Origin of the sequence: Paenibacillus sp. B-A-8, from assembly GCF_048572915.1 — a bacterium.
Taxonomy (GTDB): domain Bacteria; phylum Bacillota; class Bacilli; order Paenibacillales; family Paenibacillaceae; genus Paenibacillus_AQ.
The window spans coordinates 733,437-760,247 of record NZ_CP183882.1; the positions used below are offsets into that span (position 1 = coordinate 733,437).

Annotated in this window: 28 protein-coding genes; 23 read left to right on the plus strand and 5 right to left on the minus strand. The window is 43.7% G+C overall.

Translation table 11 applies throughout. The features are described 5' to 3' along the window. Window positions 1-19: 19 nt before the first annotated feature. Complete coding sequence (locus tag ACN6MV_RS03315) at window positions 20-961, minus strand: hypothetical protein (protein WP_339289124.1); 942 nt, start codon at window positions 959-961, stop codon at window positions 20-22. 47 nt (window positions 962-1,008) lie between these two features. Further along, a complete protein-coding gene (locus ACN6MV_RS03320; RefSeq protein WP_341110369.1) occupies window positions 1,009-1,671 on the minus strand; it encodes a DUF1129 family protein in 663 nt (220 codons plus the stop codon). Window positions 1,672-1,853: 182 nt separating this feature from the next. On the opposite strand from ACN6MV_RS03320, the gene ACN6MV_RS03325 reads away from it, so the two are divergent. The 8 genes from ACN6MV_RS03325 (at window position 1,854) to corA (ending at window position 9,441) form a co-directional block, all read left to right on the plus strand. Further along, a complete protein-coding gene (locus ACN6MV_RS03325) occupies window positions 1,854-2,057 on the plus strand; it encodes a hypothetical protein (protein ID WP_042124052.1) in 204 nt (67 codons plus the stop codon). Between the two features lie 530 nt (window positions 2,058-2,587). Beyond that, window positions 2,588-3,418, plus strand: a complete 831-nt coding sequence (locus ACN6MV_RS03330; protein WP_042124053.1) for an alpha/beta hydrolase family protein — start codon at window positions 2,588-2,590, stop codon at window positions 3,416-3,418. 85 nt (window positions 3,419-3,503) lie between these two features. Beyond that, a complete protein-coding gene (locus tag ACN6MV_RS03335; RefSeq protein ID WP_042124054.1) occupies window positions 3,504-4,280 on the plus strand; it encodes a DODA-type extradiol aromatic ring-opening family dioxygenase in 777 nt (258 codons plus the stop codon). Window positions 4,281-4,423: 143 nt separating this feature from the next. After that, entirely contained in the window at window positions 4,424-5,521 is a 1,098-nt protein-coding gene (locus ACN6MV_RS03340; protein WP_419885671.1) for a DUF3048 domain-containing protein, read from the plus strand. A 202-nt stretch (window positions 5,522-5,723) separates the two neighbouring features. Beyond that, window positions 5,724-6,341 carry a DUF47 domain-containing protein gene (locus ACN6MV_RS03345; protein ID WP_042124056.1) on the plus strand — a complete coding sequence of 206 codons (618 nt, stop codon included), beginning with the start codon at window positions 5,724-5,726 and terminating at the stop codon, window positions 6,339-6,341. Window positions 6,342-6,354: 13 nt separating this feature from the next. After that, window positions 6,355-7,347, plus strand: coding sequence for an inorganic phosphate transporter (locus ACN6MV_RS03350; RefSeq protein WP_076300202.1), 993 nt, complete (start codon window positions 6,355-6,357; stop codon window positions 7,345-7,347). Window positions 7,348-7,378: 31 nt separating this feature from the next. Then, entirely contained in the window at window positions 7,379-7,666 is a 288-nt protein-coding gene (locus ACN6MV_RS03355; protein ID WP_419885672.1) for a hypothetical protein, read from the plus strand. 815 nt (window positions 7,667-8,481) lie between these two features. Beyond that, complete coding sequence (corA, locus tag ACN6MV_RS03360; protein ID WP_419885673.1) at window positions 8,482-9,441, plus strand: magnesium/cobalt transporter CorA; 960 nt, start codon at window positions 8,482-8,484, stop codon at window positions 9,439-9,441. 105 nt (window positions 9,442-9,546) lie between these two features. Here the strand turns inward: corA and ACN6MV_RS03365 are convergent, their stop codons facing one another. After that, entirely contained in the window at window positions 9,547-10,116 is a 570-nt protein-coding gene (locus tag ACN6MV_RS03365; RefSeq protein WP_076120156.1) for a hypothetical protein, read from the minus strand. A 360-nt stretch (window positions 10,117-10,476) separates the two neighbouring features. On the opposite strand from ACN6MV_RS03365, the gene ACN6MV_RS03370 reads away from it, so the two are divergent. From ACN6MV_RS03370 to rlmD, 4 genes are all read left to right on the plus strand, one after another. Continuing rightward, on the plus strand, window positions 10,477-10,767 hold the full coding sequence (locus ACN6MV_RS03370; RefSeq protein ID WP_019913624.1) for a YerC/YecD family TrpR-related protein: 291 nt from the start codon (window positions 10,477-10,479) through the stop codon (window positions 10,765-10,767). A gap of 3 nt (window positions 10,768-10,770) precedes the next feature. Beyond that, window positions 10,771-11,538, plus strand: a complete 768-nt coding sequence (locus tag ACN6MV_RS03375) for a sirohydrochlorin chelatase (RefSeq protein WP_339289137.1) — start codon at window positions 10,771-10,773, stop codon at window positions 11,536-11,538. A gap of 232 nt (window positions 11,539-11,770) precedes the next feature. Beyond that, window positions 11,771-12,661, plus strand: a complete 891-nt coding sequence (locus ACN6MV_RS03380) for a diacylglycerol kinase (RefSeq protein WP_042124069.1) — start codon at window positions 11,771-11,773, stop codon at window positions 12,659-12,661. Between the two features lie 140 nt (window positions 12,662-12,801). Further along, window positions 12,802-14,277, plus strand: coding sequence for a 23S rRNA (uracil(1939)-C(5))-methyltransferase RlmD (gene rlmD / locus ACN6MV_RS03385; RefSeq protein WP_419885674.1), 1,476 nt, complete (start codon window positions 12,802-12,804; stop codon window positions 14,275-14,277). 162 nt (window positions 14,278-14,439) lie between these two features. On the opposite strand, the gene ACN6MV_RS03390 is transcribed toward rlmD, so the two are convergent. Beyond that, window positions 14,440-14,625 (minus strand): hypothetical protein, encoded by a 186-nt coding sequence (locus tag ACN6MV_RS03390; protein ID WP_419885675.1) that lies wholly within the window; start codon window positions 14,623-14,625, stop codon window positions 14,440-14,442. 58 nt (window positions 14,626-14,683) lie between these two features. Next, window positions 14,684-14,815 (minus strand): hypothetical protein, encoded by a 132-nt coding sequence (locus ACN6MV_RS03395; protein WP_419885676.1) that lies wholly within the window; start codon window positions 14,813-14,815, stop codon window positions 14,684-14,686. A 176-nt stretch (window positions 14,816-14,991) separates the two neighbouring features. On the opposite strand from ACN6MV_RS03395, the gene ACN6MV_RS03400 reads away from it, so the two are divergent. From ACN6MV_RS03400 to ACN6MV_RS03450, 11 genes are all read left to right on the plus strand, one after another. Next, the gene (locus tag ACN6MV_RS03400; RefSeq protein ID WP_419885677.1) at window positions 14,992-15,408 is read left to right on the plus strand and encodes a hypothetical protein; all 417 of its coding nucleotides are present in this window, start codon (window positions 14,992-14,994) and stop codon (window positions 15,406-15,408) included. 98 nt (window positions 15,409-15,506) lie between these two features. Continuing rightward, on the plus strand, window positions 15,507-15,821 hold the full coding sequence (locus ACN6MV_RS03405; RefSeq protein ID WP_419885678.1) for a hypothetical protein: 315 nt from the start codon (window positions 15,507-15,509) through the stop codon (window positions 15,819-15,821). 748 nt (window positions 15,822-16,569) lie between these two features. Beyond that, window positions 16,570-17,574 carry a hypothetical protein gene (locus ACN6MV_RS03410; protein WP_419885679.1) on the plus strand — a complete coding sequence of 335 codons (1,005 nt, stop codon included), beginning with the start codon at window positions 16,570-16,572 and terminating at the stop codon, window positions 17,572-17,574. Window positions 17,575-17,581: 7 nt separating this feature from the next. Next, window positions 17,582-18,499: a DNA adenine methylase gene (locus ACN6MV_RS03415; RefSeq protein ID WP_419886711.1), complete on the plus strand. Its 918-nt coding sequence runs from the start codon at window positions 17,582-17,584 to the stop codon at window positions 18,497-18,499. A 544-nt stretch (window positions 18,500-19,043) separates the two neighbouring features. Continuing rightward, window positions 19,044-19,535, plus strand: a complete 492-nt coding sequence (locus ACN6MV_RS03420) for a hypothetical protein (protein WP_419885680.1) — start codon at window positions 19,044-19,046, stop codon at window positions 19,533-19,535. 283 nt (window positions 19,536-19,818) lie between these two features. Next, window positions 19,819-20,517 carry a hypothetical protein gene (locus ACN6MV_RS03425; RefSeq protein ID WP_419885681.1) on the plus strand — a complete coding sequence of 233 codons (699 nt, stop codon included), beginning with the start codon at window positions 19,819-19,821 and terminating at the stop codon, window positions 20,515-20,517. A 1,657-nt stretch (window positions 20,518-22,174) separates the two neighbouring features. After that, complete coding sequence (locus ACN6MV_RS03430; RefSeq protein ID WP_419885682.1) at window positions 22,175-22,657, plus strand: hypothetical protein; 483 nt, start codon at window positions 22,175-22,177, stop codon at window positions 22,655-22,657. Beyond that, window positions 22,647-23,396, plus strand: a complete 750-nt coding sequence (locus ACN6MV_RS03435; protein ID WP_419885683.1) for a hypothetical protein — start codon at window positions 22,647-22,649, stop codon at window positions 23,394-23,396. Before ACN6MV_RS03430 ends, ACN6MV_RS03435 begins: the two co-directional genes overlap by 11 nt. Before the next feature lie 18 nt (window positions 23,397-23,414). Next, window positions 23,415-23,912, plus strand: coding sequence for a hypothetical protein (locus ACN6MV_RS03440; protein ID WP_419885684.1), 498 nt, complete (start codon window positions 23,415-23,417; stop codon window positions 23,910-23,912). After that, a complete protein-coding gene (locus tag ACN6MV_RS03445) occupies window positions 23,905-24,615 on the plus strand; it encodes a hypothetical protein (RefSeq protein ID WP_419885685.1) in 711 nt (236 codons plus the stop codon). Before ACN6MV_RS03440 ends, ACN6MV_RS03445 begins: the two co-directional genes overlap by 8 nt. 590 nt (window positions 24,616-25,205) lie before the next feature. Continuing rightward, on the plus strand, window positions 25,206-26,465 hold the full coding sequence (locus ACN6MV_RS03450) for a hypothetical protein (RefSeq protein WP_419885686.1): 1,260 nt from the start codon (window positions 25,206-25,208) through the stop codon (window positions 26,463-26,465). Window positions 26,466-26,811: the final 346 nt, after the last annotated feature.

Below are 26,811 nucleotides of genomic sequence, written 5' to 3' on the forward strand. Positions count from 1 at the left end.
GTCTTATATTTCTAGCATATTAGAGTGGCATGGTAGTCTTACGGAACTGCTCGACTTCGTCGTTTAATTTAAAATTATTATCCTTCATCAATTTCATGAAGCCATCTAGTTTCTGTAGGAATGAGCTAGTATCGTTATTCTTGGTCAGAATGCTAGAGTAGGCTTTCTGTGCCTCCAAGTCCATTTCCAGATTGTCATAGTGGAAGAGGGGCGTGTTGTTCTGACCGTAGAACGTATTGTTAACGTAAATAGAGTATAAGGATTTAACAGCTGAAATTCGATTCGATTTCGGATAATTTTGAATGAATTGCTCTTGAGACAATGCACGTGCAGCTACATCGGTCCAACCAATGACCAGCCCGTTGTCCTTGGAGGAAGGAAGATCAGACTCCGTGGCCATAATGGATATATAAGCACTGATATCATTAGTGACATAAAGCTTATATTTACGGTAAGCCGCATAATCGATCACAGGGAAAAAAGTACCCTCGGCCGTCTCCAATTTATATCCGCTTTCGCTGGCACTTTTCAGTAGAGTGCGCAGTGCGGGATCTTCTGTAGCCTCAGCAAGGGTCTTCATACTAGCGCCAGCCTTATAGATGGCGGTGAGCTTCCGCTGGACATTGCTGGTATTGAATTTGCTCTCCCACGCCGGAAGCGCCGCCTTGTGTAAATTCTCAAGCTTCAGTGTCATTATTGTGGCACGATACGAACCTACCGCATACATATTGGCGTTCAAATATTTAATAGCTTCGGGTAACTTGTTAGAGGAAGACAACAGCGGCAATGCAGCTTTATAGATAGCCTCCGCATGATCATTGTTAGCAGTCAGAGGACTTGCCTTAGCGCCTCCCACAGGAGGGCTGACAGCGCCTTCAGCTTGAATCGTTCCTATAGGTATAGCACCTAGTCCCAATGTTACTGCTAGAACAGAATAGAGAATACCTTGCTTCTTATTCATAAAAGTTCCCCCTGTCTATCGGATGGAATACGGGTGGAGCACGATTTTTACTTTTTGAAAAATATAAACTTTAGTCCAATTGCGCCAATCAGGGAAACAATTAAGCTTACCCATGGAGATAATGTAATGACCGGAAACAAACGGTCAAGGTAGAGACCAATGAATACGGCAACCACGGCGATTCCGATATAGACGCCAAGGCCCTTGATATCAAAAGGTTTGGCTGTAGGCGCATCACTCTCAGACAAGGAGGTCATCCATTTCATAATAAGCTCGATCAAGATGATGGAACCTGCACCCACAGCGAAGAGCGTGAAGAGGCTAATCTGTCCGAACATCCCGGGTGATCCATTGGTCCATTGCAGGAAGAGTCCGCCTATAGCGAAGATTCCGAACAGACAGGTTAGAGCCGCGCAGGGAATCATCGAGTAATAGTTCCATTTGCTGCGTACCGGGCGTGTGGGAATGCTGTCTATGATCTCTTTAAAATAATCATCCGGATTCTCACCAAACACCTGCTTAGCATTTTTCCCTTTCTTTTGTTCTTTCAGAAGTAGTTTTGCTGCATCCAGTAAAAGTTCTTCAGTGCGTAGAGCTTCTATCCGGCTAGCCCGCAACGTCAGGATCATATCTTCAAAATAGGATCGATTGAAAGGCGTCATCTGCTCGCGCAGGGCGTTATTTTCCTTAATCATATCTTTCACTTTCATAATTAGGATGTAAACCTCCAGTAGTGTAATCGGTATAGTCTTTAACCTAGAGTATACGTTTGCCTGACAGGTCAGCGCAAGGACAAGCATTTCTATTTTCCTATGCATAATCCTTTTATAAGAGTGAACACTGATAATGTTGTTGCTTGATCAATATAGCTTTGGGAAAGGTTGGGAGCTTTATGGAACATGAGAACAAGAAGGACCAGGAAAGAGTCATGGGCAACGGTTTCGAGCCTACGCCCAATCATTCAATGGGGGATTGGGGCGGCTCTGATGGATTCAGCATGTGGAATTCCACGGAAGAGCCAGCAACCGAGGGCCTGCTTAAGGATTGGGAAGGCAGTCAAGAAACCCATGAGATGTTTAACGACAGCTATGATTGATTGACGACCCTAGAAGCTCATCACGCTAAAAAACACCACAACAGCGATCCTCCGTTTACTGGAGGATCGCTGTTGTGCGTTTTTGTGAGGGGACTTGGTTCAAATCTCGGAATGCTGGAATTACAAAAATGTGTAGCGTTGGGGCGTTGGAACACCGGAACCCGGAATTATACCAACCCCAACCCCAACCCCAACCCCAACCCCAACCCCAACCCCAACCCCAACCCCAACCCCAACCCCAACCCTCCAAGGTGTGGCTTATCCGCATACAAGATATCTAAATCAACCAAGGCTAGTGTTTAGATCAAGAGGGGGAAAACTAAGCGTGTGTTCCGGAGTCATGATCATGACTTACGGAATACTCTGTTTGTCGTGCTGACCAATGTTCAATAAACGCCTCATTTGATTAGGAATTGTCCCGTTCCTGTTGACAATATGAGCGAAATCTTTATAATAAGGATATAATTCACACTAAGTTAATCGGAATTCTAATAAATTAAAATAACTTTTAAATATAGGAGGTTACGGCAATGGAACGGAATATTGTAATTCGGCATAACGGCGAAGAATTGACAGCGAGCATCCATTATCCGAGTAAAGAGAAGGGAACTTCCACACGTTGCAAGGACAGATTACCATTAGCCGTAATTTGCCATGGATTTGTAGGTAATCGGATTGGGGTGGATCGGATCTTTGTCAAAGCGGCTCGTGAGCTGGCGCAAGACGGATATATGGTCATTCGATTTGATTATGCGGGCTGCGGCGAGAGCAGCGGTAATTACGGCGGCGAGGATATGGAGTCGATGATCGCTCAGACTAGAGCGGTGCTCGATTACGGAATCAGCTCTGCCGATGTGGATCCACAGCGTGTGACGCTCATTGGCCACAGTCTGGGTGGGGCGGTTGCGCTTTTGACAAGTATTCGGGATCGCCGTGTGAAGAATCTCGTGCTGTGGGCCTCTGTGGGTTACCCCTTCAATGATATTGTGAAGATCGTAGGCCGGGAGGCGTATGATCGATCGGTGAAGAATGGATCTGCGGATTATGTGGGCTACTCGTTCACACCGGTATATTTTAATTCTTTGGCGGCTTTTCAGCCTTTCCAAGAGGCAAGTAAATTCAGCGGTGATGTACTCGTCATTCATGGTACTTCTGACGATGTCATCCCCGTGGATTATGCTTTCCTTTATCAGAAATTATTCTGGACGCGCCCTGAGGGGCGTTGCGATAAAGAGATCATTTTTCAAGGGGATCATACCTTTTCTTCCGGGCCAGCACAGCAACAACTGCTTAAGCGGACAAGAGAGTGGATGAACGAGCAGGAGCATGTGCAGACAGAGTGGCAAAATTGGATGATATAGGTGATGGACTTTACTCGCAATAACTTGAAATAAGCGGTAAAATAAAGATGCACACCATATACTGGGTTATGGAGGTTGGCATCCTATGAAATTACCGTCATTTTTTATCGCGCACGGTTCTCCGCTCCTCGCACTGGAGGATAACGAGTATACCCGTTTTCTGGAGCGGCTTGGTCAAGAACTAGAAGCACCACGGGGTATAGTAGTATTCTCAGCGCACTGGGATAGCCCGGAACAGCTACTCACCATTGATGAGAAGCACGAGACTCAACATGACTTCTACGGATTCCCTGAAGAAATGTACACACTGACCTATCCAGCCCCGGGTGATCCAGCTCTGACCAAGCGGATTTCCGAGCTCTTTAAGGGTAACAATCTTTCACATCAGCCCGTTCTGGGGCGAGGACTCGATCACGGAGTCTGGGTAATACTGAAAAAAATGTTTCCGAAAGCCGATATTCCGGTAGTCGCTTTATCCGTCGATTCACTACGTTCTCCGAAGGAACAGTACAATATCGGGCGGATGTTAGCCCCTCTGCGTGACGAAGGCATACTGCTGATAGGCAGCGGTGGACTTGTTCACAATTTGCGGATGCTAAATGAAAGTGATCAGCCTGAAGAGTGGGCGCTTGAATTCGATGCGTGGATTGCCAAGGGTTTAGAATCTTGGGATTTGCCTTCACTGTTTGCTTATGAGAAAAAAGCTCCACATGTTCGAGATGCGGTTCCATCTTACGGAAGAGAGCATTTTGCACCTCTCTTTTATGCGATGGGAACAGCGGATGGCAGCAGGAAGGCAGAGCGGATATTTCAAGCGTATCAATATGGGACATTAAGCCTTAATTGCTGGAAGCTAGACTAAACGGATAAGATACATGCAGGGTGCAGCCGGAAATCGGCTGTGCCTTTTTTAATGCAAGCGGATCAAGACAAATGGGACTGGCTGTGATTAAATGGAAGAAACCAGTTAAGATACATAAAATGTTTAGGAGGAACTACAAGCTTATGAAAGTAAACTGCTCTTCTTCCCGTCTGTTATCTGCCATTGTACTGAGTACCCTATTGCTCTCCGCTTGCGGAACAGAGAGTGCAAATAATGTAATTGCCCCGACACAGCAACCTACCTCAGATCCCGCACCTATTGAAACGATCCAGCCAACACCTACTGCTGATCCCTCTGCTGAACTCATATCCGGATTAACAGGTCTGCCGGTTTCTGAAGACAGTCTCCCACGCCCCTTAGCCGTTATGATAAATAATGCTCCAGCGGCCCGGCCGCAGTCGGGGGTGAGCGAAGCAGATATTTTATATGAAATCCTTGCTGAAGGTGGCATTACGCGGTTGATTGGTATTTTTCAAAGTCATACTGGAGTGGTGAAAATCGGCCCGATTCGCAGTATCCGTCCCTATCTGCTCGATATTGGAGAGAGCTACGGTGGTGTGACGGTGCATGCCGGAGGGAGTCCTGCGGCTTATGCCATTTTGCAAAAAGAGAAAAAGGCGGATATGGATGAGATCGGTCGTGCCGGAGCTTATTTCTGGCGGGACAAAACACGTAAAGCCCCTCATAATCTGTACAGTAACGCAGCGAAGCTGCGGGAAGGCGCCGAGAAGCTTGGTTATGAAACAAGTGTGAAGGTGCCGGGGTATCTTTTTAACACTCCAGATTACATACCGACAGGCGGAGAGCAAGCCGCTGAGTTTAGCGTAAACTTCTTACTAAAAAGCTATAAAATTGACTATAAATATGATACTCAGCTTCAGACCTATCAGCGTTACGTGAATGGCAAACCGCATTTGGATTTGAATAACAATAAGCCGGTAGAAGCTGCAAATGTGATGGTGATGGGATCCGATCATAAAGTGCTTGATGATGTGGGAAGACTTCAAGTTGATGTGGAGTTAGGCGGGGAAGCGCTACTTTTTCAGAGGGGACAGGTTACGAAGGGCAGATGGTCACGTGAACCAGGTGATGTCATTCGGTTTGTGAAGGATGGTAAAGAGACGTTGATGTATCCTGGAATCACCCATATTTTGGTGGTCCCTAATGCGCCTACATTTAGCAGTCATGTGGTATACGGTGGAGCAGATAGTGCAACCTAAGAAAGTCGGAATATCCAGTGTTATACAGATTTGTGTTCGGAATTATGGGTAAGTGTTAATAGAGTGTAAAAAAGTTCATTTCTATAGCTTCTATACCTTCTACGGATATGTTAAGATAACAAGGGTTGTCATTCATTTTCATGCTTTTTACATATGGGTGACTCTGTACTCACGGTAATATTATGTAAAGGGGTTTAAAACAATGAAGTTGAGAAAAAAGGACATATTCTTTGAGACGCTGGAAAATATGGCGGATACCATTGTCCAAGCTGCAGATTATTTTGCTCAGAATATCACTGATCTCCGGAATAATGTCGATAGTTTCGCTGCAGAGATGAAGAAGTACGAATCCCAATGTGATACTTACACGCACACCGTAATTAAGGAATTGAACAAGACGTTCATTACGCCACTTGAGCGTGACGACATTATGGACTTGATTACAAGCATGGATGATGTCATTGATGGCTTGGAGGCATCTGCCTCACGTTTCTATATGTACAACCTTCTTGACCCGGATGAATACATTGTACAATTTGCCGAAATCCTTCGTCAGTGTGCTTATGAAATCCAAAAAGCGGTTCATTTGCTCTCCCAGAAGAAGCTGCTGGCTATTCGTGAATATACGATCCGTCTGAATGACCTTGAGAATCAAGGGGATGAAGTCCTTCGTATTTGTACCAAAGCTCTATTTGAAACCGTTAAGGACCCGATTGAGCTGATTAAGCGCAAGGAATTATATGAGCGACTCGAGACCACTACAGATAAATGTGAAGATGTAGCCAACATGTTGGAATCGATCATCATGCGCAACTCATAAGGGGTACTAGAATATGGAAACATCGATATGGATTCTTGGAATTGTTATATTTCTCGCGCTTGCGTTTGACTTTATTAATGGTTTCCATGATACGGCCAACGCAATTGCTACCTCTGTCTCTACACGTGCGTTAAAACCTCGAACAGCTATTATTATGGCGGCACTGATGAACTTTGTCGGAGCTTTGATGTTTACAGGTGTGGCCAAGAAAATTGGTGGAAGCATCACAGACCCCACGTTACTGGAAAATGGTCTGGATATCATAATAGCCACATTGATTGCTGCGATAATTTGGAATTTGATTACCTGGTGGCTCGGAATTCCATCCTCTTCCTCTCATGCACTGATCGGCGCTTTGGCTGGTGCAGTATATGTTGGAGCAGGTTCGTCACATATTAACTGGGGCGGGTTTGTGGAAATTGTCGAGGGCTTGATCTTCTCGCCAATTATTGCATTTGTTATCGGTTATATCATCATGACAGTCCTGAAATGGATTTTTGCAAAGCGTAGTCCACATACGGTTAATAAGGGCTTCCGTTCCATGCAGGTTGTGACGGCGGCATTACAGTCGTTTACTCATGGTACGAATGATGCGCAGAAGGCGATGGGGATCATCACCTTTGCTCTCGTAACTTCGGGACGCCAAGAGACTATGGATGTAATCCCTCTATGGGTTAAGATTGCTGCGGCTACGGCTATGGCACTCGGTACCTCCATTGGTGGTTGGAAGATTATTAAGACCATGGGTACGAAGATTTTCAAAATCGAGCCGATCAACGGCTTCGCGGCTGATATTTCCGCGGCTTCCGTTATTTTCTCGGCAACACTGCTGCATTTGCCAGTCAGCTCGACACATGCGATCACTTCAGCCATCTTGGGTGTTGGCTCCGCAAAACGCTTCTCTGCAGTGAAATGGGGAGTAGCCGGACGTATTGTAGTGACTTGGTTTATCACGATTCCTATCAGTGCGGTATTAGCCGGTCTGATTTTCAAAATCATTTTTTAAATCCCTTTAATAAAAAGATGTCAGTTAGCCTTTGGCTGCGGACATCTTTTTTTGTTGTGTGGGGTGGTGGGAAGAAGGAAGGAAGGAAGGAAGGAAGGAAGGAAGGAAGGAAGGAAGGAAGGAAGGAAGGAAGGCTGCACAGATGGATAGATGGATGGAACGAAGGAATGAAGGCTGGCTGGACGGAAGGATGGAAAGAAAGAAAGAAAGAAAGGCAGGTAGACAGACAGGTAGACTCTCTAGCTCCAGCGTTCGACTTTTCCTCCTCCAAGAGGAGAAAGGTATTAATCTCGTAGAAGTATGGGAATTGGCGAAATAGCGCCGAATGAGCGGAAAGAGGTACATAAATGCACCATAATTGGCGGAATAGCGTCGAATGGGCGGAAAGAGGTACATAAATGCACCTTAATTGGTGAAATAGCGTTAAATGGGCAGAAAGAGGTACATAAATACACCTGAATTGGCGGAATAGCGTCGAATGAGCAGAAAGAGGTACATAAATGCACCATAATTGGCGAAATAGCGTCGAAGGAGCGGAAAGAGGTGTTTAAATGCACCTGAATTGGCGAAATAGCGTCGAATGAGCAGAAAGAGGTGTATAAATGCACCATAATTGGCGAAATAGCGTTGGAGAAGCGGAAAGAGGTACATAAATGCACCATAATTGGCGAAATAGCGTTGAAGGAGCGGAAAGAGGTGTATAAATGCACCTTAATTGGTGGAATAGCGTCGAATGAGCAGAAAGAGGTACATAAATGTACCAAAATTGGCGGAATAGCGTCGAATGAGCGGAAAGAGGTACATAAATGCACCAGAATTGGCGGAATAGCGTCGAATGAGCAGAAAGAGGTGCATAAATGTCCCAGATTTGCAGAGTCGAGCTTATCCAGATGAAAAGTGTATAAAAATGGGATAAGGTGCTTATGAGCGGATGTCTGGCGTAGCTTTTTATGCATCTGTCGAATCTAGTCGGCGGGTTAGAATTGAAACAAACTAATTATTAAACAAATCAATCGCTATGATTTGATTAAGTTCGGTGACAACTAACTTAACTTTGTTTTTCGATGTTTTTGGAAGACTCCACTTCTTGCGGTACAATAGATGCGTGGAAGAAGATGAAGCGGAGGAACATTTATGATACGTACACTTGCGGTGACGCATACAGGTGAGGTGCTGACAGACATACCTCTGCAGGATATACGGCGAGAGGATTACGCATGGATATGGGCAGACTTTGCTACACCTACGGTGGATGAGACGCTGCTGCTGGATCACTATTTCCATTTTCATCCGTTGGCGATAGAGGATTGTATGCATGTGTTGCAGCGGCCGAAGCTGGATCATTATGAGGAAGTGCAGTTTTTTGTGCTGCATGCGCTGAACGAAGAGACGCTGGATGCTGAAGAGATTGACCTTTTTTTGAGCGCAAATTACCTCGTATCCTATCATCATCAGGAAAAAACAGAGATGAATGAAGCCTGGGAGCAGGTGAAGCGTGAAATACATAGTCGTAAAGGCTGGTCGGGCGGACCGATGGCGGCTGCATATACAGTCATGGACAAGCTGGTAGATAAGTATTTTCCATGCCTCTACAGTTTAGAGGACGAGCTTGCGGATCTGGAGAGCAGTGGCGGCAGTGAGTCAGTGGAGGATTTAATGAGCCAAGTGTTTGGCTTGCGCGGAAGGCTGCTCAAAATGCGGCGGACGATTGTGCCGATGCGTGATTTGATGTACCGGATTGTGAATTCGCAGCATGTCCAGAGTAACGGCGAGGAACGGATTTATTTTGGCGATATCTACGATCACTTGTTAAAACTGTCCGATATGATTGAGGCTGATCGAGAAATGACCGCCGATTTACGTGATAGCTACATTTCCCTTAATTCTAACCGGATGAATTCGATCATGAAAACACTAACTGTAATCACCACCGTATTTATGCCGCTGACGCTGATTGCCGGAATCTATGGAATGAACTTTGTAGTGATGCCTGAACTTGAATGGAAGTATGGGTATTTTGGCGTTCTGCTGTTTATGCTGGTGGTGGGCGTTGGTATGTTCAGATGGTTCCGGCGAAGTGGATGGTTTAAGTAAAGATAAAAGAAACGATACAGCAAGTCTCTTCCCCTGAGAAATGCTGTTTGTCAGATTATAGTACCTATCCGGCAATGGCCGTAGGCACACCAGAAAACGTCACCGCTATTTGCGGCGACGTTTTCCAGTAGAGGGAGTTGAGCGCCGGCGTGTGGTTGTGGACGATTTGCGACGTTGAGAAGTAGAGCGTCTTTTTTTGCGTCGACTCGGGCTGAACAGTGCGGCATCCTCTTCGGCTGCCAGGGCGCCTGCTGCTCCTTTTCCTTTGCCGAAGCTACCCATGAAGAGTTTAACCATTGGAGCCATCTGCTGGAAGCCGGACATCACCTTCTGTACTTTACCCATGGAGTTTACGATCCCGTCAATGCCGCCCATTCGGTCGATAATGCCTTTTATTTGGTCCATATTCCCACCAATTCCGCCACCGCCTCCTAAACCGCCTAAGCCGCTTAGTAGTCCGGCAAGTCCGCCGCTAGCTTTCGTTGTGGCTTCGGCAGCAGGAAGCGCTAGCGCCGTTTCAGCGGCAGCTTCTGCTCCTAAAGCGGGAAGGATTCCGCTATCTGCTGGGAGGGATGAAGGCGCGTATGGACTGAGGCCGGGATAGGCAGAGGCATTATACGAATCGCTCAGCGAACGCTGATTCCGGCGGGAATGATTATAGTAATGATCAGGCATAATATCACATTCCTTTGTTAGTGGTTTGCTATACTGTATGTCATGGGCGAACATACGGTATAGACGAATGCCCGGGTTCTCGGGATAGGAGCGGAAAAGGGCGAATGCCTATAATCGTCCTAAAGAAGTGAAAAAAGCGTGTACATGCTTGATTTTCGGCGCTTATGTAGTACTATAGGGTAGGTGCTATTTCTTATGTAGGAAGAAATGAAAATAGTTTAGTACATAATTAGTGTGCGCCAGGGGTGGACGTTTGTCCATCGATTTCACTCTTTACAGCGTGAAATCGTTAATGCTTGAAAAATGCGCTCCAGTGCAATATAGTAGAGCAAGAAAGACACATTAGGGGATGATAATCTTATGCAGCTGAAGAAGCTAAACGATAAAAGTATCGACCAATTATTTGAAGCTATTTTAACATTGAAAAATATGGAAGAATGTTACGTATTCTTTGATGATCTGTGCACTGTGAACGAGATTCAATCGCTGTCGCAGCGACTGGAAGTAGCGCGTATGCTCGGCAAAGGTTCGACTTACAACCAGATCGAAGCAGAGACGGGTGCAAGCACAGCTACGATTTCCCGTGTGAAACGTTGCCTGAACTACGGCAATGATGGATATAAATTAACATTGGAACGTTTGGGACGCTAATTTATGGTACCGGGCGTACTTATTATCAGTCATGGCTCTCGCGACGAGGCTTGGGTGTCGATCGTGGAGGAAGCCGTAAGTGGATTATCGCTAGGTGAAAAGATTCCTGTGGTGGTCTCTTTTTTAGAGCTGGTAGAGGACCGTCTGATTCAAGATGGAATAAATGAGCTGGAACATGCAGGGATCACAGATATTATTGTGATCCCATTGTTCGTTTCCTCGGGAAGCACACATGTCGATGAGATAGAATATGCACTAGGCGCCAAACCTGAGCCTGAACGTGAGACGGATTTAGCACTGTTCTCAGTGAAGGCTAGAGTTCACTATGGTTATCCTATCGACGATGACCCGGACATCGCTGTAATGATCTGGGACAAGTTACGTGTGCTGTCTACGGAACCAGCGCGTGAAACAATTCTACTCGTGGGTCATGGCAGCATCTATGATGGCTTCCGGCAACGCTGGCAGCAGGGGATATCTTCGCTGGCGGAGCGTGTACGTGAGGTAAGTGGTGTAGCGGCGGCCGACTATGGTCTGCTGAGTCCGGACAGTGTACGAAGCAAAGTGGAGTATTGGCAGGAGCAGGGTCACGAGGTGCTGGTGGCACCGCTTTTTTTGAGTGAAGGCTATTTCACTAAGCATGTGGTTCCGAATAGACTTAAAGGGTTAACCTATAAGTATTCTGGTCAAACGCTTCTTCCGCACCCTCTTCTTCCGCATTGGATTGAGAGACAGGTAGAGACACTCCTCGAACAGATTCGAAGTAAATGATAAAGCAACTCACCCTGAACACACTTAATCATGAAAAATAGTGCCCACATCCGTGGATAATACGGGATATGTTGCATATACATATAAATATATTTTTTTGTCAGATGAAGTGTCATGAATTGCTGTATAATGGAATATTTGCATGAAAGGGCCTTTAACATTGATTGTAGTGGTCCGAATTAGGTATAATCAATTAGGTTATTCTATTATAAAAACAGGTGGCGTTCCGGTAATGAAAACTGCGAGATTGATTTATAATCCCACTTCTGGACGGGAAGAGATGAAGAAGCGGCTCGCCGATATTTTGGACCGGCTGGATATGGGTGGCATTGAGGCCTCCTGCCATGCAACAACCGGAGAAGGCGATGCTATGTTAGCTGCTGCAGATGCAGTAGAACGCGGTTATGATTTGATCATAGCAGCCGGTGGCGATGGCACTTTAAATGAGGTTATTAATGGTATGGCGGAGAAGCCTAATCTTCCCCCACTCGGCGTTTTGCCGCTCGGTACTACCAATGATTTTGCACGTGCAATGGGGATCCCAAAGAACTGGGAAGATTCCTGTGATCTGATCATTCGCCAAGAGACACGTCCGATTGATATCGGTAAGGCAAATGACCGTTATTTTATTAATATTGCAGGCGGCGGTAGTCTAACCGAACTGACCTATGAAGTTCCTAGTAAGCTGAAGACCATGATAGGGCAGCTTGCGTACTATTTAAAAGGTATTGAAAAAATGGTCAGCCTCTCTCCTCAGGAACTAATCATTCGTGCTAATGGTCAAGAAGTCATTCATGATGAGTTCATGCTGTTCCTGATTGCTAACACGAATTCTGTTGGTGGCTTTGAAAAGCTTGCTCCCGGCGCTCGTATCGATGATGGTCTGTTAGATGTTATTGCGGTTAAAAAATGCAACCTAGCGGAGTTTGTCCGTTTGGTCAGATTAGCCCTTCGCGGCGAGCATTTGAACGATAAGAAGGTTATATACTTCCGTACGGATGCGATGGATGTAATCTCTCCAGGGCATGTCCAATTGAATTTGGACGGCGAGCTAGGCGGAGAACTGCCAGGGCGATTCCGGATTTTGCCACAGCATTTGCGAATTTTTGCTGAGAATAACTAAGGGTCCATGGACAGATATTTTAGGTATATATAGCGATGATCTTTGATCGAAGACACTGTGAGATTACAGCGATGATAATGATCGAAGACATTTAATTGGGTTTATACAGCGATGATAATGAAAGAAGTGAACAATAAATAATGAGTAAACACCGCAGTGGACGCAGCACCAGCCGCCCAGTCGGCAAGGCGCCTGTCGCCGGACTGCCTGTGAATAAAAATGATGAGGTTATGCTCGATATCATCGGCATGACCCATGAAGGTGAAGGGGTAGGCCGCGTTGAAGGCTTTACCCTTTTTGTGCAGGGAGCCCTTCCCGGGGAGAAGGTCCGGGCAAAGGTGCTCAAGACTAAGAAGCAGTATGGCTACGCCAAGCTGCTGAATTTAGTAGAGGCGAGCAGCGCCCGCATTGCGGCGCCTTGCGAGATCTATGACCAATGCGGCGGCTGCCAGCTGCAGCATATGGACTACACCGCGCAGCTGGCGTGGAAACGGCAGCTGGTGGTGGACAACCTGGAGCGGATTGGGAAGCTCCGGGTGAGCGGTGTGGCTGCTGTCGGGGACGCTGAGGCGGCTCAGACAGAGGGCATTCTCGTCCGCCCAACACTGGGCATGGACGAGCCTTGGCGGTACCGCAACAAAGCTCAGGTGCCAATTGGCGTAACGGAAGGCGGACTTGTGGGTGGTTTCTACGCGCGCGGCAGTCACCGCATCATCGATATGGAAACATGCTTAATTCAGCATGAAGATAATGATGACGTTGTACGCAAGGTGAAAGATATCGGACGCAAGCTTCGCATTACTGCTTACGACGAAGAATCTGGCAAAGGCTTACTGCGTCATGTCGTAGTAAAGGTAGCTTTCCGTACTGGTGAGATGATGGTTGTCCTTGTTACGAACGGTGACCGTATTCCGAATGTTGACGAATGGATAGCAGAGATTCGCCGCGAAATCCCAGCCGTAACAAGCATCTGCCAGAACGTGAATACTAAGCAGACGAACGTAATCTTTGGAGATACAACCCGTACTCTTTGGGGGAACGATGTTATTTACGATTATATCGGCGATGTGAAATTCGCGATTTCTGCCCGTTCTTTTTATCAGGTTAACCCGGCACAAACCGAGGTCCTCTATGGTAAGACGGTGGAATATGCTGGGCTTACGGGTAACGAGACTGTTATAGATGCTTATTGTGGGATCGGTACGATTTCATTGTTCCTTGCACAGCATGCTAAACAGGTCTATGGTGTAGAGATCGTACGTGAAGCGATTGAGGATGCACGGGCGAACGCCACTTTGAATGGTATGGATAATGTAGTGTTTGAGGTAGGTGCATCTGAGGATGTAATCCCTAACTGGAAAGAGCAGGGGGTTACGGCAGATGTTATCGTGGTCGATCCTCCGCGTAAGGGCTGCGATCCGCGACTTTTGGAGACGATTCTAGCGATGAAGCCGGAGCGTGTGGTGTATGTATCGTGTAATCCGTCGACACTGGCAAGGGACTTGCGGGTGCTCGAGGATGGCGGGTATAAGACAGTGGAGGTAACTCCGGTGGATATGTTCCCGCATACGGTGCATGTTGAGTGCGTAGTGTCAACATACCGTGTTGACAAATAATCGGGAACACCTAAACAAAAACTTTTATCTCCGATCTAAGAGGCCAAATTCGCTTTACTTTAATTATGGATGAGAGAATTGCCTTAGCCGTAAAGCCTGAATATAAAAGAACAAAGGTGATCTCCAAGAGGGATCACCTTTATTTGTGGTAGGGATGATTGATTAAACGGTGAGCTCTGTAGATTTGTTCAAAGAAGATGATGTCTTTAACCAGACATTCATCTCCATGTTGCTCATCGTTAAATGCTCATCGCAGCCCCCGTAAGGGGTTCCGATTATGATGGTTAGCTCACTGATACCCTTTAAACCCAGTTGATTAATTTTCTCTGCAAGTTCTTCAGAAGACAAAGTAGTGTGCCTTTAAAGGACACGGCTACTTTGTAGTCTTTATCTGAAACAGCTTTTATCAATCAACCAGCAGTTTTAAAGAACTTGTAGTGATACTACAATAACGACCCAAACGCTTCTCATACTCCTTGATCGCTTCTAGATAGAATTCCTCAGGTTTATCTCCGGTTATATACACTTGGATTTTCATAGCTAAACTCCGTTCTTTGATGCAGATAATATGACCAGTTGAAAGTGGTTGAATGAGTTATTATGTCAATGTGGTTACTACAGAATGCCCTACTTCCAGAACGTAACGATCATAAAATATATATCAGTGGTCAGGTTTATATTCTTGTAAAAATCTAATCGAGGTGGGTGATAAATATGAAAGCAGAACTTCAGGAACAACTGTTAAGTCACTTTCCTTGGGCAAGACCTATTTCAGGGAGAGAAAGCCTATGGAGTAAGTATGGTTTTTCTATTGGGGATGGTTGGTATGATTTAATAGAGAATTTGTTTTCAGAAATCGAAGTTGTTTACCGAGTAAAAGGACGGGAAGTTGATTTAGAAATCGTTCAAATTAAAGAAAGGTTCGGGGTATTGAAGGTTTATTTCTATGGCGGGTTAGATGAGCTCTATGAACTTGCTCATAAATATGAGGAACTATCCCTTAGCGTTTGTTATGACTGTGGGGGTCAGGGGCAGCATCGTAGGATTGGATTTTGGTGGATAACAATGTGTGATAATTGTGAAGACAACCGCATTGCATCGGCTAATAGGAAACTTAATGGGAGGGAATAGGAGTGTTGAGTCAACACTTAGAAGGTGGATTGATAAAACTGGTGTATTTAAGACTTCCAAGTTAGAATACTTATAACTTTTTCTTGGGGGGTTCTTTCATGCCTAAACTATCCGAACTAAGCCTTTACAATCGTTTCACTTGGTCGGTTCCGCTCCAACCTTCTATTGATCCGTCAGTAGGATTTTATGATATTCAACCTTGGCAGTTCCCAGAGCCGGCACTTGAATTAATCGAACAAATGTTTAGTGAGATTGAGGAATTCTTTAGGTCAAAAAACTTGCCTTTAGAGGTAGTGATCTTAGAAATAAAGGAGGTCTTTGGACGTATCGACATTTCGAGTCTAACTCCGCATTCGGAGGTCATTGCCATCTTTCGTAAGTACAGTGATTTATCAACAGAATATTTCGATTAAGTAGGGTATATGAAGCTGGTATGAAAATTGTGAGCTTCTTCTTGTGTATTGAGTCATATATCTAGCGGTGAAAGAGAACTACGACTTTTACTGCTTATCTAAGCAGCTTGAGAATAATTATTAAACCAAGATCAATTTCAGCACATTATCGCTGATCTAAAAGATAGTAGTAGGCAGAGAACCGCTCAAATATAAACAAACATTTAACATCAACAAAACCAACCATAACTCAACTCGTTCAGAGTTGAGTTTATTTATTTTCCTCCTACGTATTCTGACTCGCCCTTCTCACCCACCCACCCGACCAGTAACCATCCCATCCCCACATCCAGAAATCATCCTTCCTTAAGCAAGATATGAACACCCATATCAGGACATGAAGCTTTGCAGGGGTGAGTTGAAACTCAAATTCAAGAGGTAGCAGACAAAACAAGTGAAGGCAATCAAGCAAAACAAAATGCTCCTTGAAAATTGAACAGTAGTAAAAACTCGAGACCTAGGGGATCTGAACATCAAATGGGGGAGTTGATACTTAAATTCAAGAGGTAGCAGAACTACCAATATAAGCAGTCAGCAAAAATCGCTCTTTTGAAAACTGAATTAATCCGCCTCACTCACTGATGATTCCCCCTAAATTGAGTTGAACATCAATTGGGTGGAGATGGAACAGTGTATTCAAGAGGTGTGCGCCCCACAAGTGTAAACAATCAAGCAAACTAAAGCAAAACAGCCGTAGGAGGGCAAGATTATGACAACTCAAAACGAGAAGGCGAAAAATGTAACAAAGGAAACAATGGATGCAAGAAAGTATATTGATGGAAAAGTTAACGAAACACGTGAGAAAGCCTTAAAGAGATTCGAAGTAAAATTGTTCTTAGACTGGTGTAAAGAAGTTGGTCAAAACACTTTTTATGTTGAGGTAATTGGTAATCTGACAGGCGGACGAGTCATCTTCTTATATAGTGTCTTTAAGACAAATGAGAAACAAGTTCTCAAAAAGTTGAACTTGATAGGTTCTGCTGATGGAAACATTTATGGCGCGTTAGCTCAACACCTTGATGAGCTTTATGACAAATACAATGATGGAGAACTTCCACTTCCGAAAGTTGAGGTTTCAAGGAGTCGCATCAAGTCCCTCGAATGGGATGATCAAGTATCGTTGGGGCATGCAAAGTCGGTTGCAAGGGAGTTTATTTTGAACGAATCACAGTTTGCACTCCAGTCTAATAAGGATTTTGATAGTAAAAGGCATCTCGGGGTAATTCTTGATGAAGAAAAGGGAATTCCTGAGGGAACAATTGCAGTCGGCTTTACTGGAATCGCACTACAGGCAGTACTCAATTCGAGAGGTCGCATCCAAACTCAAAAGTACCGTCGTGAAATCTTAGGAGGTCTAGCCCATATCGGGGTATTAGATGCCGAAGTTGGCGAGTATGACGATACAGTTGAGGAATTCGAGGTTATCGAGGAAGAAGAAAACGATATGGAGGAAGCAAATTTGATTGAAGTAGATGACGATGCAGATATAAAAGCTTCTCTCTATGGACAGCCGATTACGGTAAAGGTTAGAGAACTAAAAGAGAATGGCTTAATTGTTGATGATAAGCAAGATAGTAAGAAACGCAAGAAGAAAACAACAAAGATGCAGAAGAAAAGTAATGATCTGAGAAAACAGCGGCTTGGTGTCAAGTTCTACATTATCCATTTTACTAAAGAAATTCTTGAGGAGATGAAACAGCATGTTGCAGCTTAACTCTACAATGTATTCAGAACAGATAAAATCCCTCCTGAATGGGGTTCAGGACCCCATTCCCACCCTCGGTGGGAAGAGTGCTTTGATGAAGACACTAATTCGGATCTTCGACCATTGCATATATGAGTACGACCTGAACATATTCGGGGACCTCTTCCTCGGAGGTAATAGGTTCCACACGCACTACAAAAATTATCGTATTACCCGAATCGGTAATGAATTAGACCGAGGTTTGCTCAGTTACTACAGGGCAATCCAAGATCCCGACCAGTTTGATTATCTGATCAGTGGTATCGGAGTCTTGAGCAGACCGGGATTTGTAGCCAAAGAGGACTTCGAGAACTTTAAGGTGTGGAGACGCGACCCGAGTACGGACGAGGTAGATGCAGCGATCCTGACCTACGTGGTAAGCAAGTACAGCCGAGCTGCTAATCGGCAGGACTTTAACCTGCTCAAAGCGGGCGAAGGTATCGACATTGTTAAGCTGAGGAGGAAGTTGACTCCGCTCACGAAGATCTACCGAGATGTCCAGTTTCTAAATGAAGGGTATGACATTCCTTTCGGTCAGTTGATACACCGCGTTGATGCCCTGATTTATCTCGACCCGCCGTATTTGACAGATTGCGATAGTGGAACAGAGGAGACCGAAGGCTATGATGACAAATTCGCCGTAGTTGATCATATCATCATGTTGGATCAGGTGGTTTCCGAATCATGCAAGGCAAAGGTCATCATCAGTAACTATTTTAACGAACTTTACTTTGACTACGTGAGAAGAGGGTTTCTGAACTGCTACTTTGTCGGGATGGTTCACGTGAGTAGCAGCGGAACAGGTCGAAAACGTCCTGAGTTCATCTTCTCGAACTATACGATTCCAGATTACGTGCTTCCACCGATCCCGCACGAATATCGGTATTACCTGTAAACTCCCTTAAAGGGGTAGCCCGACCTAAAAAACTTGGAGGTATACCGTATGTTGAAGGTTTTTTCTGAATACAGGCACGCGTATGTGATAACTGGTGAGATTTACTTGCTTGGCTTCGATCTGGAGCAATGCAACATCCAAATTGAGCGAGGAAGGTAGAGCCCTGGTCGAATCTCTCTATTGGATGTATCAAGATAGGCTACGACCAAGCCTACAGCTTCATCAACTCGATAACGCCGAATGGCAACAGCATTCGATCCTTCAGTGAATTGGTTGAAGCGTACATAGCGGCGTAAGCAATGACAGAACAGTCTTACCAGATTTGGTTCCCAATCCTGCAGATGCTCGACTAAGTAGAGACAATTTAAGTGGGAGGGGGTATCGGTTGGGAAGCCAGGACTCATATGGCCGTTGACAATCGACGGCTCAACCTGAGATGTAACTAAATAGTTAATCTATAAAGAACACCACGCATTCCTATCGGGGTGTCGGAGCCCTAACCACAAATTAATCGGCTTAAAGCCACAGGAGGACTAATATGGTCATGAATACGCTAAAATCCATTAAACACGAGATTGTGAAAAGTCGTAAATCTATTCAAATGAATTTGAATGATGAATACATTGATATTTTAGATATCCTTGATGCCCTAGCACCTTATGAGATGGTTGAGTTGAATGGTAAGACTGATGAATATTTGATGCATTTGATTAGAAATGGGATTGTGGAATGGGAGAATCGAGAACAATTTTATTCTGAGGATTACATTTTGGGTTTCTCAGATGACTTTTTATTTACACACTATAAAAATGTCCTAACAGGGTCATGCATTGTAGAGTTAGTAGTGCATATTGATCCCTCGGAGGAAGGCTACTTCCCTAGGGTTATTTTGAATTTTGATGACAGCACAGGATTTCGTAACGTCCTAAAACAATGGATTGTTAATGATGACAGCACAGGAGTGTACATCGTCCTTCTTCGAAGTTCTGGGGTTATAAAACAAAAGGCGATGTATGTTGATGGTCAACCTTTGTAACCACAAGTAAATCGTAAATCGCCCTCTACGCCCCGTTCAATTCCCTCGGGGATTCCTTAGGTATTCGGAAGCCCCTAAAGCCCGTTCAAAATCCGTACAAGCCATTCAAAATTCGTTCGGGTAGTCTCGCCCTAACCTCGGCTAAGGTTTTTTATCTTTATTTTGCTCTTAATTCGCCATTTAGGTAAGCAACACCCAACCGAAGGGGTATCCCAATCGAATGACTTCGCCTGTAATTATGGAACACTCCGACCGATATTATTAGAGTAAGGAGTGTGGTGAAGTGATTACGTTCAGCGTCAACGAGAGAAGGTTTCATGAGGAAGACTTTAAGAAAATTGCTTATCTGCTAAAAGAGCTTAAAGACCCTCATTGTGATGAATATAAAAGAGTTGCCATAAGTAAGCTGGTTATGGACTGCTTAAATGGCGAGATGAAGGACAATATCCCAAGCTATAGTAAGTATGGAGAGAAGCTCAGTAATGACGAGGTTATCGGTAAATCGAGAAAGCAAATTGGTGATGAAAAAGTATCGGATTTAAGACTAGATGCACCCACCAGATCTGGACGGGGTATCGAATTGTCCGACAAGAATGTATCGATCGAAGACTTGGTCGCGGCTACAGAAGATCGTGAAGTACACTTCAAGGTGTTCGGTATCTTAGAAGCTCATCTCAATAAATTAGGGGTTTCGCTGTTCAAGGTCATCGATCCGTTAGTCGATGCAACATTGGTTGAGACCAAGACGGTAATCCGAAACCCGAGAGTAGAGAAAAAATACGAATCTAATCGGAAAATAGCTGATCAGTTTGTCACAAAGTATGCCAGTTGTATTGCGGATATTAATGTTGAGCCTGACGGGACAACACTAACCGATGATGTAATTCTTTATTTGGAACAGAACTCCCTTATAGAGCTTGTCAGGGTAGTTTTCAAAGACAAGTTGCTTTGGCAAAGGATAAAGCTGAGTCTACTTTTGTAAAAACATTAACAGATCATTTCCCAACCCCCCCCGATCTTGGTCAACCTGTAATCTACGGTATCGTAAAGGAACACATCAATCCTTCAACAGCGCGGTATGCCCACGGAATTGTCGAAAACCTGTCAGTAAGAATTGATCAGAGGGTAGCGCATGAGGAAGCCCATACAATGCACAGAAAGAGAGCACCAGGTCGCAGATGCTCTCTTTCTATTTTCAGCTAGAATGAGCCTCAAGCTGGCGTTACCCGCACAGTTTATGCCCACGAACCTGTCCAATAGACGTTGAAAGTGAGCTTATAACTATATATTAAAGACAGCTTAGACGAGAAGCCACCCCACGTTTATAATCCACCCGACCACCCAGGCAGGTTGAAAAGATTTTCTGACCTAAGGAACTCTATAATGAGTATTGGCAGCCACGAAGCCCAAACTCCTAAAAAACTAGTAATTATCGCCCTTGGTATTTTTCCCCTATCTTGGGGATAGCCCCTTCTTTAAGGCTTGCCCTTCCTATGCTCTCAAATTGCCCCTCACGGCTTGGTTCAGCCCTTCTTAGGTATATTTGCTCGCCCTTGCCATGTCTATCCATCACGATGGCTGTAATAGCGTTACGAATGTTCGCTAGTATTCCTGTTTTCGCTGTTTTATAGGATTTTTACTATCTTAGTAACGTCATTTTGAGGATTGCTAGTTTAGTTAATTAATTCTCGTGAGGGCAGTGAATATGAAATAATGCTACGTTACGGCAGAATACTTAAGCGAGGCTAAGGACAAGTCAATAATGCAGAATTTGGGGGCAAGGACCATAGGTACAGATGGAGATCAAGGTGTACATACAAGCCAGGAGAATTTATAACGGACCGTAGTTTACGTTGTGAGTAATTATAAAAAAACGAAGTCAGTTGTATAACCTGTTATAACGAACCGAAGTGCGTTTTATAATCAGGAGTGTTTTATAGCGAATCGAAGTCTAAATTGAGAGTAGTTATAAAAAAACGAAGTTTACGTTATATGCAGTTATAACCGACTGAAGCCACTTTTATAAAAAAAGACCTTATATTCTCAACCAAGCTAGCTAAACCATTCCTCGCAGTTGCTACTTGTTCGTAACTACTAATTATGTTGTTTATCTCCGATTTCGATTCCATCCATTCGACTTTGTTGGGTGAAGCGCGGAAATTTGATTCCCAAACACAATAGCTGGCTGAACTCGTAGTTATTTTTGTTTCTCCATCTTACATTATGTAGGTTTCAGCCAACTTGTCCAAATGAACCTCTAAACTAACACAAAAAAACTGGAAAGATACTAGACTTCCTCGACCTTATCTCCAATTAGGATAAATCTTAGCTTGATTATACAGACAACTTCAATTTGGTCAGATTTTGACCAAGTACTTTTTATACTACTTAGGTACTTCTACTGAGGATATTTTTCCAACCAATTTCCCCACAGATCAAAACCCTTGAAACGCGTGGTCTTAAAATCTTTATCAAAATAAAGGGATTTCGTAATCTCATAAATTATGGTATACGTGCATCCCTAACCCTAAGTAGGGAACGGGCATGAAAAGTACATGCTAGTTCTGTTGTTTTAAACTGACTTCGTTCTTAAGGTCAGCAGTTGTCGCAATTCAACATAGAAAGAAGGGGTGTTGAGTATGAAAAAGGACATCGAGAAGGCGTTCCCACTTGTTGCAGAAGAGTATCGATTGTTAATTGAAGGCTATGAGGAAATCAAAGTCAAGTCGAGGTCAGCAACGTTGACTCATGAAGAGCGATACCTACACAAACTCAAGCTGGACACTATTGAAAGAATCAGTTTAGTACTAAAACTAATAGAAGATAGCTCTGAAAGAAATAAAGTTCTTTTAGTTCTTTGTCTTAACGGGGAAAAGTGCTCGAAAAAGTATTGGAGTAAACAATTCAAGAGTCAAGCAGCTTTGAGGGTAGCAAGAAACCAGTTGCGTTCCCTGCTGTCAGTAACTCTATTCAGGCGCGATAAGATTGAAGCTCTTCTAAAGAGCGGATCGCATCAAGAAGTAGATGAACTGAGACAGTGGTATAACACTGTATTCGGTAAGGATGAATTGAAGCGTTACTATTTTAAGCCTTCTAATGGAGGGAGACCTCATGAGTCGTAAGCCAAACATCTTTCGTGAAGTCAGGGATTGGAGGGAAGTAGTTCAAACCCGTATCGAGGATGACGTCTACAGCGATGACCTTGAAATCGAGTATAAGAGGTTGGAGGCTATTGATGAAATTCTACGTTATCTCAAGACACTCGCATGGATTTCACATGGAAAGACAAAAGAACGCATTCAGTATTATTTGAAGAAAGCTGGTTTGAATGCAAGAACGACTGCAGCTGCTTTTGATACCTCGGTAAATGCCATCGAGGTAAGCGTTAAATATGTATCGGATAAAATCAGGTCGCTGATTGACGTTCCTCTTAGTGTAATTGAACAAGCGAAGGATGTATCGAGTGTTGAATCAGGACTGGCAAATTTTCGTAAAGTAACAGAAACAGGTGCACTGGTTTACCGATACTTCCTTGCAGGGGTGGATCCTTATTTGCCAAAACCGCAATACAACCCGAAACTTCGTCTGGAAGACTGTCGAAAGGAGATCTCCTTAATCGCTGTATTTGCCCACTATGCGGAGCATGTTCTGGTTCGAGAATGCGATCTGGACAAGCTGGCGCATGTTCTTTCTTTGGTAAGTTCCCTCAACGGTTCGAAGTACGACCGTGAAGCCTTAGACCACTTTTTTAGTGGGGAATTCATCCAGATAAAAGCAGGAGGTTATCTAGAGATCGAGGAACAATTGAATCAGATGTACCAGTGGCATCAGACCAATAAACAAAATCCTTACATCGATTGAAGTGGAGGCGGGGAAAACATGTCTAACATATTCAAGGTAATGAAGAAGAGCATTGGTTTACTGAATGCTGAGAAAAGATTTTGTAGGGACGTAGCAAGATTAGAGTTAATTCAGGAAAAGGTCGATGCTCTTGAAGAAATCTTTGATTTCGCTAAAGAATATGTCACATCTGCTAATCATCAAGTATTCAGTAATGTTGACGAGCGATTATGGTTTTACTTAACCGAGGGTTATTTGAACTACCATAAGGTTTCAGATCGGTTTGGGGTTTCCGTTCAAGCGGTGGCAGGAAACGTGCATTATGCATCGAAGGATTTTTCTGATTTGGTTGGGAGCCAAATCAATCTAATTAATGATGCCGGAGATATCGAAGCTGTTTGGAAAGCTTTATCTGAGTTTCGCACTATTAGGAAGTCAGTGGTCAATCCTTACGATCTGCCCGAAATATCAGAAGAATTGTTAAAGTCCTTAATGAAGAGAAAGAATAATAAGATAAGGGGCGTTGGATGTGGATAAAATCCATCGTATATCATCATTTCATGAGTATCGACCACCAGTTCCATCATCCGGTCGCCTCATAGGGGTATCAAGTGCTAATACTGCCGATCTACTCAGTATTGCAAATGATTTGTATGATGAGGCGGGGTACTCAAGATTCGTTTATTCTGTAACCAAAAGCCAACTTCGTACTTATTGTGACGAATTCTTTGCGGATTTTGTTGAAAATGTATCAGTAGAATCCGATGATTCTGAGGGCATTTCTTCAAAAATAGCAGTAACCCCCGAGGAGCCGGTTAGATGCCTGGTTTATGATGCGTTTCGTTCACCGTTGTTTACCGCACAAGAATTTAAGTTTCTAACCGGCACAGACTTATTTACTGGAATCGGCATATACTCACTCAGCTCGAAATTCGGTTTCGGTGATGAATCCAAAAAGGGACTTCTCGGTAAGGTCGCCCAATATAACCTTCAATCACAAAACTTATCCTTAGGGATGATGGTCGCCATCATTCAGCCGGATGGTAAATGGCAGTTAGCTCTTGGGCAGATTCGCGTCCATAAGTACACGAAAAGTAACAGTGGTAGTGTATGCATTGCTTTGTTCGATCCTGCAGTTTTTATATCATCAATCTTTACTAAGAAGAGTTTGAAAGATGTGCAACATGAGAAGTTTGACATTTATCTTCCTTTAGTAGGAGATATGAGCTACTACAAGTAGTCGTAATATGCTAGTTTATAAGGACTTTGTAAACTAATCGGAGATACATGTATAAATATTCTTGACTGTACAATGGAACATTTATTGATCAACCTTCGATTTAGGAGATGTTAGGTCATGAAAATTTATCAATCACTCCCTTCTTGCACGCGTTGTGATCTGCAGCGTGGTATTTTTTTTTCATTTATTGAATAAATGTAAGCGTCAGATAGTCCCGATCTAGTAAAGAGATAAGAGCTATTTGACGCTTACTTTGTGATCACAATACATAAATCGAAGATTAGTTGCTTTATCGTTCAAGAGTCTTGTACTCGCATACTAGGATCACATTCCTTTACCTCCAACTCAGACAAGCACTTATGAAGGTTCTCTCCCAACAAATAAAGCATACTGTTCGCACTTAGCTGAACCGCTCGCACTTAAACTCGAACATTCTAAATCGGCTAAACTAATTGCTTTACTGCCCTCTGCGATGCAAACAATCCAGACAATTGTCAAAAGCTGGTTGACAGCTTTGTGAACGCGATTTATCCTTATGATGATAAGACAGTGCTGATGTTCAACTACAAGCATGAAAAGAGGAAATTGTTATGTCGGAAGATCCCACAAAGGTAATCCAAACAGGTGTAAAGAAAAAGCAAAAGTTTATAATTCCTGCAGCAATAATTTTTTGTATTATCGTAATAGTAGGATTGTTTCTTGTGTTTAAGAGCAACCCGGTAAAGGATTTCACAGAGGCTATGTCCATCAACGATTTTACGGCTGCCGCTACTATTTACAATGAGAAAATGACAGAGCAGAACCAAAGTGAAGTAGCGTCGCTTATCGTTCAACGCATCGAGAAAATTGAAAAGGACTTTATTGGTGAAGCAGTTGACTTTAACGAAGTAAGTGCCAGCTTTAAGGATTTGGAACAGATTATTAAAGATTCTGTGCCAGAGCTTGGACAAGCGAGGGGTAGGGTGCAAACTCTTCACAACTCACGGTTAACTTTTGAGCGTGGCATGGGCGAGTTGGATTCGGGGAATTATGAAACCGCTATTGATACATTGTCTTTGATTACACCAACTGACGGCAACTATCAAAAGGCGCTGGAAGCGATAGAACAGGCAACATCTTTCTATAAGGATGAATCAATTCAGACGATATCTAGTATGATAAATGACGGACTGTTTGATGATGCTCTGGCAGCTATTGATACCGCCCTCGTTACATTCCCTGATGCTTCAGAATTATTGGAGCGGCGTCAAAACATCAATAGCATGATAGAACAACAACGTATGGAAGAAGAACGGCGATTAGAAGAGGAACAGCAGTTGGAGGAAGAGCGGCAGTTAGAAGAGAAGCAGCGTTTGGAAGAAGAAAAGGACAAAACGCCCTATACCGAATATTTGAATCAAGTTGATTTTGTTATTCGGGTTCCAGCACCATATAACCGGGCATTAGAAGGAGCACCCCGTCATTCTACTAAATATGAAACAACCGAACAATATAATGTAAATAACTCTGGTGCAAACGGGGTACTAATATTGTTCTATGATGATTCGTATGTTGTCTTATCAGGGGCGAATTTTACTAGCCCTAATGCACTACCAGAATTTTCAGATGGCGCCTTGGAGGGTACAAACTTGGAGAGTAGTGCAGATAAAGTCGGATTTTATACTTACGACGATGTTGCGAAAATTAAAGAGCAGTATCGGGATGCTACAATTTATTTGAATAGTTACCTTGATGTTGGTGGTGCTTTGGTTTCTTTTGGAGAAGGGAAATATATTCGCATAAAATCTAAGACTCTTGACTACCCATATATAATTGCGGAAAATTATCATCAAGGAAATGCTGTAGAGTAATTTTGCTTACCTTGGCTCAAATAGACAAAAAGTAAAAATGATTAGCATTCAGTCAAGAAACAGGCTATCGGATTTTACTCGATAGCCTGTTTCTTTTTATGTGCTGGATTCATTCATCACAGTTAGCATTTGGTCTGCAATTCTAAACATCATTTCGCGCTTTATCGCTTTATAAAGTGATAAAGTCACGTCATAGAATTGCGGTTTTCTTTGATGAATGAATAAATCTCTATCGATTTGAAATTCAACTTCAGGAGTATGGGGGAGAGCTACACTATATTACAGAGGAATGAAATACCCGAAATGCTAGAACCCAATATTGTGAACTACAACTTCTCAACAATCA